The following is a 10951-nucleotide window of genomic DNA, read 5'->3' on the forward strand; positions in this document are numbered from 1 at the left end:
GCTTAGCGTACTCAATAGGGTATTTATAATGATTAACTCGAGGTTTTCAATGCTTAAACACCAACGGCAAGCACTAGTAGTAGAGGGTGGTGGAATGCGCGGCGCATTTACCAGTGGCGTTTTAGACGCATTTTTACAACAACATTTCAACCCTTTTGATCTTTGTGTGGGCGTGTCCTCAGGCTCTACCAATGTTGCTAACTATTTAGCTGAACAACAAGGTCGCACCCTGCATATTTATCTAGATCATTCACTGCGATCTGAGTTTATTCATTATGGCCGTTTTTTTAAAGGCGGTGATTTACTGGATTTGAAATGGATGTGGAACGTGGTGGAACAAGAATATCCACTGAATCAGGCACAATTATTGACTAATAATGCTGAATTTTACATGGTGCTAACACACGCTGTTTCAGGTGAAGCGACCTATATAAAAGCTTGTGAGGACAATATTTTGGATGGTCTAAGAGCATCAAGTTCTATTCCCGTGCTCACCCGACAAGCAGTAGAAATATCTGGCGAGCCATATTTTGATGGGGGCGTGGCCGATGCTTTACCTGTACATTGGGCTGCTCAACAAGAGGGGGTTGCTAAGCTGATGGTTATCCGTACTCGTCCTAAAGATTACTATAAAGCAAGTCACAAAGGTGATCAGTTATTGGCCAAGTATTTTTCTAAGCAACGCCAGGGTTTTGCCCAAAGCTTGTTGGCACGAACAGAACGTTATAATGCGGCTGTACAATTTTTACATTCTGCATCCTCACAAAAAATCGTAGAGGTTTGCCCACCTGACTTAAAAAATATGGCAAGTCGATTGTCCAAAAACAAAGCTAAGATCCGTTATAGCTACGATGTGGGATTGGAAGCAGGTTACAAAGCCATTGAAGATTGGCACAAAGTTTAATCTGCTCAAGGCGTGGGAGTTCGAAATGACTGGCTGTCTTAAAAAACGTTTCTCAGTTTAAGAAAAGGCCTGTTAATACTCATGCTTATAAGGGTGTAGGATTGATACAGCTCCCTAATTAAGACTTGAGCCTTTAGCTATGGGCAAGCCATTCCCAATCCTCCATACGGCAATATACATTTAGCCGTGCAGGAAGATATTCCCAACGAAACCAGTCCTTTCACTCTTCAAACCTATTAATAGACCACTTATAACAGACTAGCCAAACACACGCCACATTATCCAAAATAACCCTGCCATCACCGCAGCAATGACCAATAGCCGCTTTGCCCAATAAGGAATTAACGGCTTTTTATAGCCCAAATCATTGAGCTGACTGTCGACACCATCTTGTAGACTTTGGAAGCCTTGCTCCGTTGGCGTGGTTTTAACGCGAGTCTTTGTCAGACGCTCTGTCTCTTCTTCAACTTGTTCTCTATCAAAGCTAAAGGCTTGGCTTGGGATACCTTGTTTGTTGGCGATAGTCGTGAGGGTTTGCTGCTGCTGGTTCTTTAGCGCAAGCTCATAAGCATCTATGCGAGATTTGGCGGCATCCATACTGATATTTTCATCAGCGGCCAAGGTTTTAATTGCCTGCACCAAATTGCCTTTTTCGACCATCATCATAACGGCTTTTGGCAGTTTTTTATTGGCGGGCGTTGAGCCTGAATCAGAGTCAAACATGACAGTCCTTATTTGGGTGTGATACTAGGTAGGTGAGGGTATTATAACCATTTTATCGGCGCAAAATTCAAGCAAAAAAATACCGCAACCATTATCATGTCTGCGGTATTTTCATGGCGCTTATCCTATTTTAATAAAAAAATGGCAATAAACGCTTCTTATAAATTATCTAGGACAATTTATAGGTCTTTCCAGCGTTGGATAGACTCTTTGATGACTTCTTTAGCTTCTGCAACGTCACCCCAAGATTCGACCACCGTTGTACCGGCTTTTTTAAGGTCTTTATAGTGGCTAAAATGGAATTGTAATTGGTTGATCAGCTGCTTTGGTAAGTCTTCTAGGCTGTTGTAAGCATTGCCTGTATCACGGTCGTCAGCAGGTACGACGACGATTTTGTCATCGACTTCGCCATCATCAACGAATTTCATCACGCCGATAACTTTCGCTTTTAAGAAAATGCCAGTAGGCAAAGGCTGTTCTGTGATGATAAGCGCATCTAACTCATCGCCATCTTCATCAAGGGTTTGCGGGATAAAACCGTAGTTACAAGGTTTGGCGAAAATCTGTGGGTCAACACGGTCAAGCTCAAATACCGCCAATTCGCGGTTCCACTCAATTTTATGGCTGCTACCAGTTGGGATTTCTACGACCACATTAATGATGCCACCATCGACGTCGCCTGCGTCCAAAATTTTATTAAAATCTGCCATAAATTGCTCCAAGGTGCTTTTGTTATGAATGCTTCAATGATAAAGGGTTAGATGTTGGCGCGCTAAGGTTTTTGCTGCGCCCAATTTGTGCGCCTGCGATTATAACAAGTTTGACTCAAATTTTCTCACAATGCTTAAGTCTAAGCGTGCACGATATTATGCAAAAAAGGATTATGCAAAAACAGTAATTAAAAACTATTTAGGAGCGAGGGCACGTAATTGGATATGTCCAGCATGACGCTTGGCAATATTAGAGATAAGTTTTTGCGTCACTTGTTCATAGCTTAAACAGTTGGTCATTGCTGGCATAGATTGCTCTGCTGCCTGCGCTGCCAGTTGTTTATCCTGCGCTTGCTTATCCATGGCGGCAAAGTCAGCCAGTCGTAACATTTGCATGCCCGCATAGCCGCAAGGGTTAATGGCATTAAAGGCCGATAAATCACAATCTAAATTAATCGCGACCCCATGATAACTAAAACCATGCTTGATTTTAAAGCCAAGTGAAGCGATTTTACCCAGCATAATGGCGTCATCAATCGGAAGCTCAGTGACTGGTTGAGCCTTGTCATTGCTGGCAGTATTCAGATGGCTATATAAATAAACCCCGGGCGCATCGCGGCGGGCATGGGCGCTGATAAGACTGCTATTAGACGCGTGGCTTTTTAGGCAGTCATTGACCACATCTTCAATCGCTTGCTCGGCGTGCGATACCATGTTACGCACACTCCAGCCCAGACTTTCCAAATCAAACAACCAATAGATAACCAACTGTCCATGCCCGTGCCATGTCACCTGACCGCCGCGGTCGGTCTTGATAATCGGGGTATTGGTACGTTGTAGGATATGCTCTTCTTTACCGGCTTGTCCAAGCGTATAGACATCATTGTGATCGACAATCCAAAGCTCGTCAGGCGTGCGTAGACCTTGCTCTTTTTTGAGCGCGATACGTGCTAACGTACGCGATAGCATAGCATCAAGGGTAGGGACGTAATCAGCAGCTGAGAGTGATTTGCTGACCAGCATATCATTGAGTGGTTGCGCGGTATTTTGCATGAGAGTGATTGTCTTATGGTTTTGTTATTAAAAAAGGGGCTTCTTATTGATATTTAGTGTAGCAGTTTTAGCTTTTGTGCCCAAATCTAAATTTTGCTGTTTAATGTATGAATTAATTGTCCGAGCTGCGTTAAAAATACGGTTAAATTGCGGCAATATAACCCTTGCCTGACACGTATTTCATACAAACCCAGTAGTCAATCAAAGGTGCTGTTCATTGATTGGACAATGCGCTACATTAAACGGCATTGAATAAAATACTGTTTAGCAGCATTGAATGGAATCTCAGGCGCTTTTCGTACTTTAGAGACTGCTTATTTTAACGACCATAGATTCAGAGTCCTAAATCGATAATAGCGTACTGACTCTAACGCTCATAACAAGGAAGACAAATGACTGATAGTAATCAAAATACACCCTCTCAAAATGAGCCTACGCCAACCAATCAAACTCAAAAACCAAATCATGCTCATAATGCAGATGAGTCTCTTAGTATCATTAAAACGGTCGCTGATATGCAAGCGCAATTTGCGCGCTTACAAAAGCTGAGCCGCACGCAGCCTATCAATGATTGGACCACGCGTGAAAATCAACTCGATAATTTAGAGGTGATGCTAAGCGACAACCAAGCGCTACTTGCCAAAGCGATTAGTGCCGATTTTGGCTATCGCAGTGAGTCCGAAACACAGTTTGCTGAGCTATTTCCAAGCTTTACCGGTATTAGCCATGCAAAAAAGAATGGTAAAAAATGGATGAAGCCGCAGCGGGTATCGATTTCAGCGCTTTATATGCCAGCTCATAATGAGATTCAGCCGCAGCCGCTTGGCGTGGTCGGTATTATGGTGCCTTGGAATTACCCGCTATTTTTAGCAGTCGGACCGATGATTGATGCGCTGGTAGCGGGCAATCGCATTATGATTAAGATGAGCGAGGCGGCACCGCAATTTGCTCAAACCTTTGCTGAGACTATTTCGCGTTATTTTTCACCGGATATGGTTTCTGTGGTGATTGGCGAAGTTGAGATTGCCGAAGCCTTTAGTAAACTGCCTTTTGACCATTTATTGTATACCGGCTCGACTGCGGTCGGCAAAAAAGTCATGGCGGCGGCGGCACCGAACTTAACGCCAGTCACCCTTGAGCTGGGTGGTAAGTCGCCGGTTATCGTTTTAGAAGGTGCTAATTTAGAAAACGCTGTTAATCGCGTGATGATGGGTAAAACGCTTAATGCGGGTCAAACCTGTATTGCGCCTGATTATGTATTGGTTCAACGTCAATATCATGAGGAATTTACCCGTCTGGCAAAAGAGTGGATGGAAAAGCATTATCCCAATATTTCAGACAATCCTGATTACTCGCACATCATCAACGGCGAGCAGTTTAAACGCGTCAAAGGCTATCTCGATGATCTAGAAGATGACCATGTCCATCAGTTGACGGATGCAGATGCTGATCACGACAGCCGCCTGATGCCGCCAGTGATTGTCAAAGAGCCTGCGCCTGATAGTGAGCTGATGCAAAACGAGATTTTTGCGCCGATTTTGCCCTTGATGCACTATGACACTCTCGATGATGCTATTGATTTTATCAATGAGCGTCCACGCCCGTTGGCACTTTATGTCTTTGGTGACAACAGCAGCGAGATAGATCAGGTGCGTAACAATACGGTGTCAGGCGGTCTGTGTATCAATGAAGTCATTATGCATGTGGCGCAGCATGACTTGCCGTTCGGCGGGGTTGGGCACTCAGGTACGGGCGCTTACCACGGTAAAGCTGGTTTTGAGCGTCTTAGTCATATGAAGCCGGTATTCATACAATCGAAGCTCAATGGTCTTAATATTTTATTGCCGCCGTATGGTGGTGTATTTAAAAAAGCCATGGCACTGTTTTTAAAATAACAATACGCTCTAAATAAGTAGCGTTATAAAAAATAGCATCTACTCAGGTAGGTGCTATTTTTTATCTAAAAGTTAATCCATTACCTTCAGAACATTCAAAATAAGTAGTTAAAAACCGCTTTTTAGAATGAATGAGCATTTGTCATCTTATCTATAAATCGCTACATTTTGTAGACCACCTAAACAAAATGGTGCTATTTTTTAGACGCACTCTAAGTAAATAAATTAATAATAAACAACAGACTTTAGGTGTAAAAATAAGCTTTACTAAACTTAGAGATAATTTCAAGAATAATAACGATAAATAGGATCTGCCGTGCGCCAATGGATTGCTTTTAGCTTATTGTTAATAAGCTCACTCATATTGTCGTTGCCCGTATCTGCTGCTGTATCAAGTTGTGATGCGCCGATTAAATTTGGCGCGCTTACGTGGGAGAGTGGGCAATTTACCACTGGGGTGTTGAAATATATCACTGAAAACGGCTATGGCTGCCAAGTGACTGAGGTACCGGGTGCTGGTCCGGCGCTTGAAAATGCCCTGCTGCAAGATGATATCCAAGTAATCGGCGAACAGTGGATAGGGCGCTCGCCGATTTTAGAGCAAGCGATCGAGGACAAAAAGGTGGCCATTATTGGCGATACGCTTGAGGGCGGTGCGACTCAAGGTTGGTATGTGCCCAAATATGTCCTAGAGGAAAATCCGGGTCTGCGTCGTTATCAAGATTTGCCCAAATACGCTGAGCTATTTAAAGATCCTGAAGACCCGAGTAAGTCGCGCTTTATGAACTGTCCGTCAGGATGGGCATGTGAGATTTTTAATACCCGTTTATTAAAAAATACCGGTTTAGATAAGACTTTTAACAGTGTCCACCCCGGTACAGGCGCTGCGCTCGATGCCGAAATATCCTCTGCTTTTGAACAGCATAAACCCTTATTGTTTTATTACTGGCAACCGACTGGGCTCATGGCAAAATACGACTTTGTGCCTTTAGAGTTCCCTGCGCACGATGATGCCTGTTGGCAAGATTTATTAATAGCTGATGGTACTTCTGATTGCATCTCAGGCTTTCCTGTTTCTCCTTTGAGTATCGCGGTATCAACGCCTTTTATACAATCTAATCCTGAGCTGACTGATTTTTTTAAACAAGTTAACTTTACCTCTGACCAGCTCAACGGCGCTATTTTAGAGATGAATGAAAACAAGCGCAGCGGTGATGAGCAAGCGCTGGTATTTTTACATCAAAATCCTCATATTTGGCAGACGTGGATAACGCCAGAAGCGGTAGATAATGTGGCAGCGAAACTTGGCATTAGTCTGAACGGTAGTGCTTTATCAAATAACGCTGCATCAGATAGGTTAGAAAACAATAATAGAGCCAATTTATTCGGTTTGTCTTCAAGCTTTCCTTCGTGGTCGCTTGAAACCTCGCTCAACAAGGCTTTAGCAGCTGTAGTCAGAAACTATGGCGAAGTTTTCCGTGGTATCAGTAGCGCTGCCTTGACCTATTTATTGTTACCGATTGAACGCTTTTTAACCATTATACCGCCATGGCTAATCATTGCGCTGGTGACTGTATTGGCGTGGTTTGGCGTTCGTAAAATATGGTTTGCGCTGGCATGCGGCGTCGGATTATTTTTAATTGGTGCGTTTGGACTATGGGGCGCGCTGATTGATACTTTTGCGCTGCTTATCGTATCAGTATTGGTCACGGTGGTGGTTGGTATTCCAATCGGTATCGCAATGTCTGGTAGTAAAATCTTGCGTAAAATTATCACACCGATACTCGATGTGATGCAGACCATGCCAAGCTTTGTCTATTTGATACCCGTGCTTATGTTATTCGGCATTGGTAAAGTACCTGCGCTATTTGCCACCATTATTTATGCCTTGCCGCCGCTGATTCGTCTGACCACTTTGGGAATTACCCAGGTCAACCATGAAATGGTCGAAGCAGGGCGCTCATTTGGTAGCACGCATTTGCAACTGCTGATTTGGATTAAATTACCGCAAGCGCTGCCAAGCATCATGGCAGGTATCAATCAAGCGGTAATGATGTCGCTCTCCATGGTGGTGCTGGCTTCTATGATTGGCGCGCCGGGTCTTGGTGAAGATGTGCTGCAATCGATTCAAACGCTCAATATCGGTCAAGGCTTACAAGCAGGTACTGCTATTGTCATCGTCGCCATCGTTATTGACCGTATTACGCAGGCCTTTGGGCAAGGAAAACGCGCGCGGCAAAAAACCATTGATGCGGGCAGACGCCCAATTGGTTAATGATGAATCATAAAAATAGAAAATGAGAGCCACAATGAACCATATTCAATTAGAAAATATCAGCAAGATTTATAATGCCAATAGCTCGCAAGCGCAGTCCGCCTTGGCATTATTGGCAGAAGGTATGGACAGCATTGCCGTCAAAAAGCAGACTGGCTATTCGGTCGGGCTTTATGATATCAATTTAAGCGTTAGAGCGGGCGAGCTGCATTGTATTATGGGTTTGTCAGGCTCTGGTAAATCAACCTTGATACGCCATATCAATCGTTTGATTGACCCAACTAGCGGAAAAATTTGGGTGGATACCGCTATTAACGCGAAAGAATATACAGCGGGAACCGTCTCTAATTCAGCGGTCGCAAGCGAAAAGCAATTACGGGCTAGAAACGAAAAGTCTTCTGCTATTAATATCCTAGCACTCAATGATAAAGAGCTACAGCACTATCGCCAGCAAACGGTCAGCATGGTGTTTCAGCATTTTGGTTTGGTGCCTCATATGACGGTGCTACAAAACGTCGCTTACGGTTTGCGTGTGCGTAAAATGAGTACCAAGGAGCGCCATGAAGTGGCAAGTTATTGGCTCAATGAAGTTGGGCTACCCAATTTAGAACGCAGCTATCCTGATGAACTGTCTGGCGGTATGCAGCAGCGGGTCGGGCTGGCACGGGCGTTGGCGACCGACAATCCAATATTGCTGATGGATGAGGCATTCTCCGCACTTGATCCCCTTATTCGCGCGCAACTACAAGACCAGTTGCTTGATTTACAAGAACGGCTTAATAAAACCATCGTCTTTATTACCCATGATATCGATGAGGCGGTCAAAGTTGGTCAACGTATCAGTATTTTAAATGGTGGGCGGCTGGTACAAACTGGTAGCGCAACTGAGTTACGCAACAATCCCGCTGATGATTATGTGGCGCAATTTATGGGTGCTAAAAGTTAACTACCTTATATTCTTAATCTAACTGATATTAACTATTAAATGTCTTATTAAGTGATTGATTGGCCTAGTAATATTGATTTTTCACTATTTTATCCTCATATAAATATAATCGCCCATTAATAATTGCTCACATCATTTCTTTGTAGCCACTTGTGTATATCACTACTCTTACGGCGTTGTTAAAAAAGTGTAGCAACCACTTATTTACTATTAAAGTAAACTCCACTAGCGATGTATACTATTAAGATAGACTAATGTCGTTATCATTCTTTTTATTTTCATATATCTCGCAATCTATTTGCTTTCACTAACATTCATTCTGCTTTATTGCTGTTGAATACGCTTAATAACTATTAATCATTAAGCGGGTGCTCGCAAGATTTTGTGAAAAGGATTCTTCATGCTACCTGATAAACAAGATAATAAGTCTCATAATATCAATCGCTCTGATAAGGGCAGCAACACTCATGATTTAGTGACACAGTCACCGCGAGCAGCTGCACGCTGGTTAAAAAATGTCAGTGCTTTTGGGGTAACGACGGTGTTAAGTGCAGGGATTTTGGTTGCTTGCGGACAAATGAGTAGCGCAGAAAACAATGCTAAGAACAATGCTAAGAGCAATGCTAATGCCAGTAGCCAAAACAGCGGCGTAAAAAGTTCACGGGATATGCTGCCATCTGATATGCTCGGGCAAATGCAGGCGTTACCGCAATTAACCAAGGGTTTGGGCAACACAGGTGCGGCGGTTATTGACCCCAATAAACCTACCTTGATTAAGTTTTGGGCAAGCTGGTGCCCGTTATGTCTAGGCACGCTTGCAGAAACCGAAGAGTGGCGTACCGATCCTAAGTTTGCCGGTTTAAACCTTGTTACCGTTGCCAGTCCCGGTCATCTCAATGAAAAAGCAGAGAGCGATTTTAGGACTTGGTATGCAGGCGTGCAAGCTGATTATCCTAAACTACCCGTATTGTCCGACGCTTCGGGTGAGCTGATTAATAAGCTCGGCGTGCAAGTGTATCCAAGTTGGGCGATACTCGATAAAAAAGGCAACTTGGTGCATTTGGTCAAAGGTAATATATCAGCAGAGCAAGCCTATGCCCTTGCTGAAAATGCTGATAATGACTTTGCCGAGCTAAAAGCGGGTAATGCCAAACCGGCAAACGCCCAAGCATTGAATAACAACAGTAAAATTGAAACCATCAAGCAAAAAGATGGCGTTTATTATAACGATAAAGGTAAGGCGATTAATACGCGCTCAATCTATTTAGCAGGTGGCTGCTTCTGGGGCGTTGAAGCTTATATGGAGCGTGTCGAAGGTGTGGTCGATGCAGTCTCAGGCTATGCCAATGGCGACACGGCCAATCCAAGCTATGAGCAAGTGATTCGCGGCTCAGGTCATGCCGAGACGGTTAAGGTTACTTACGATGCCGATAAAACCGATCTTGATACGATTCTAAAATACTACTTGCGCGTGATAGATCCAACCAGCCTCAATAAGCAAGGCAATGATCGCGGCGTCCAGTATCGTTCGGGCGTTTATTACACTGATAAAGCAGACAAAGCGGTGATTGATGCGGCGCTCAAACGTATCCAAAGCCAGTATAAACAAAAAGTCGTGGTAGAAAATAAGCCTTTAGATAACTTTTATCTGGCTGAGATGTATCATCAAGATTATTTGGCAAAAAATCCAAATGGCTATTGTCATGTCGATTTAAGCCTTGCCGATGATAAACCAGAAGGCACTGCGCGAACCAAGCTTGCACCGGTCAGCACGGTTGCTGAAACTTTAGATCCCAAACGCTATGCAAACTTTGATAAAGGTGCGCTAAAAAACACTCTAACCAAAGCCCAGTACAATATCACTCAAGAGGCGGCGACAGAACGTGCGTTTAGTCATGAGTATGATAATTTATTTGCGCCAGGGATTTACGTCGATGTGGTGAGCGGTGAGCCGTTATTTTTATCCACCGATAAATACCAATCTGGCTGCGGTTGGCCAAGTTTCACCAAGCCGATCGATAAGCAAGTGATTACTCAGCATGAGGATACTGCCTTTAACATGGTGCGTACTGAGATTCGCTCACGGGTAGCAGACTCGCATTTGGGGCATGTATTCCCTGATGGCCCAAAAGACCGCGGCGGACTGCGCTATTGTATCAATGGCGGTGCACTACAATTTATCCCAGTCAGCGTGATGCCGCAGTCAGGCTATGCGCCGTTGGTAAAATTGGTAAAGCCTGCAAAACCTTAATGATTGATATTGATGATTAAACTCATAAAGAGACGTTAAGCTGATGCTTGGCGTCTTTTTTATCAAAAAGCGCCTTAAAACCATGTCCCTTCTAGGGCGTGGATATCAGGCGTCAGTTATTGTCGCTCAGCCTTAAAACAGACTTGTCAACCAAACTCATTGAGGTCATAATCACTCTATGAAAACGCTCAAGT

General features: G+C 43.8%; 8 protein-coding genes. 5 read left to right on the plus strand and 3 right to left on the minus strand.

What is annotated here, in order from left to right; translation table 11 throughout:
• Positions 1–49: 49 nt before the first annotated feature.
• Positions 50–904 carry a patatin-like phospholipase family protein gene (locus H9653_RS08415; RefSeq protein ID WP_068408222.1) on the plus strand — a complete coding sequence of 285 codons (855 nt, stop codon included), beginning with the start codon at positions 50–52 and terminating at the stop codon, positions 902–904.
• A gap of 258 nt (positions 905–1162) precedes the next feature.
• On the opposite strand, the gene H9653_RS08420 is transcribed toward H9653_RS08415, so the two are convergent.
• The 3 genes from H9653_RS08420 to H9653_RS08430 all read right to left on the minus strand — a co-directional run bounded on the left by H9653_RS08420 (position 1163) and on the right by H9653_RS08430 (position 3390).
• The gene (locus tag H9653_RS08420) at positions 1163–1627 is read right to left on the minus strand and encodes a hypothetical protein (protein ID WP_068408220.1); all 465 of its coding nucleotides are present in this window, start codon (positions 1625–1627) and stop codon (positions 1163–1165) included.
• A gap of 179 nt (positions 1628–1806) precedes the next feature.
• A complete protein-coding gene (locus H9653_RS08425) occupies positions 1807–2337 on the minus strand; it encodes an inorganic diphosphatase (RefSeq protein ID WP_025651820.1) in 531 nt (176 codons plus the stop codon).
• Positions 2338–2532: 195 nt separating this feature from the next.
• Positions 2533–3390 carry a lipoyl protein ligase domain-containing protein gene (locus H9653_RS08430; RefSeq protein ID WP_191691852.1) on the minus strand — a complete coding sequence of 286 codons (858 nt, stop codon included), beginning with the start codon at positions 3388–3390 and terminating at the stop codon, positions 2533–2535.
• Between the two features lie 392 nt (positions 3391–3782).
• On the opposite strand from H9653_RS08430, the gene H9653_RS08435 reads away from it, so the two are divergent.
• From H9653_RS08435 to msrAB, 4 genes are all read left to right on the plus strand, one after another.
• Complete coding sequence (locus tag H9653_RS08435; protein WP_191691854.1) at positions 3783–5285, plus strand: coniferyl aldehyde dehydrogenase; 1503 nt, start codon at positions 3783–3785, stop codon at positions 5283–5285.
• A 316-nt stretch (positions 5286–5601) separates the two neighbouring features.
• Positions 5602–7560 carry a glycine betaine ABC transporter substrate-binding protein gene (locus tag H9653_RS08440; protein ID WP_191691857.1) on the plus strand — a complete coding sequence of 653 codons (1959 nt, stop codon included), beginning with the start codon at positions 5602–5604 and terminating at the stop codon, positions 7558–7560.
• 34 nt (positions 7561–7594) lie between these two features.
• A complete protein-coding gene (locus tag H9653_RS08445) occupies positions 7595–8506 on the plus strand; it encodes an ATP-binding cassette domain-containing protein (RefSeq protein ID WP_191691859.1) in 912 nt (303 codons plus the stop codon).
• Positions 8507–8906: 400 nt separating this feature from the next.
• Positions 8907–10757, plus strand: coding sequence for a bifunctional peptide-methionine (S)-S-oxide reductase MsrA/peptide-methionine (R)-S-oxide reductase MsrB (msrAB, locus tag H9653_RS08450; protein ID WP_068408212.1), 1851 nt, complete (start codon positions 8907–8909; stop codon positions 10755–10757).
• The last annotated feature ends 194 nt before the right edge of the window (positions 10758–10951 follow it).

The organism is Psychrobacter communis (assembly GCF_014836505.1).
In the GTDB taxonomy this organism is placed as follows: Bacteria; Pseudomonadota; Gammaproteobacteria; order Pseudomonadales; family Moraxellaceae; genus Psychrobacter; species Psychrobacter faecalis.

What these genes read in the sequence shown, in the direction of transcription:
- H9653_RS08420 (WP_068408220.1), bottom strand. Translation starts at nt 1,627, where the DNA reads ATGTTTGACTCTGATTCAGGCTCAACGCCCGCCAATAAAAAACTGCCA.
- H9653_RS08430 (WP_191691852.1), bottom strand. Translation starts at nt 3,390, where the DNA reads ATGCAAAATACCGCGCAACCACTCAATGATATGCTGGTCAGCAAATCA.
- H9653_RS08445 (WP_191691859.1), top strand. Translation starts at nt 7,595, where the DNA reads ATGAACCATATTCAATTAGAAAATATCAGCAAGATTTATAATGCCAAT.
- msrAB (WP_068408212.1), top strand. Translation starts at nt 8,907, where the DNA reads ATGCTACCTGATAAACAAGATAATAAGTCTCATAATATCAATCGCTCT.
- H9653_RS08415 (WP_068408222.1), top strand. Translation starts at nt 50, where the DNA reads ATGCTTAAACACCAACGGCAAGCACTAGTAGTAGAGGGTGGTGGAATG.
- H9653_RS08435 (WP_191691854.1), top strand. Translation starts at nt 3,783, where the DNA reads ATGACTGATAGTAATCAAAATACACCCTCTCAAAATGAGCCTACGCCA.
- H9653_RS08425 (WP_025651820.1), bottom strand. Translation starts at nt 2,337, where the DNA reads ATGGCAGATTTTAATAAAATTTTGGACGCAGGCGACGTCGATGGTGGC.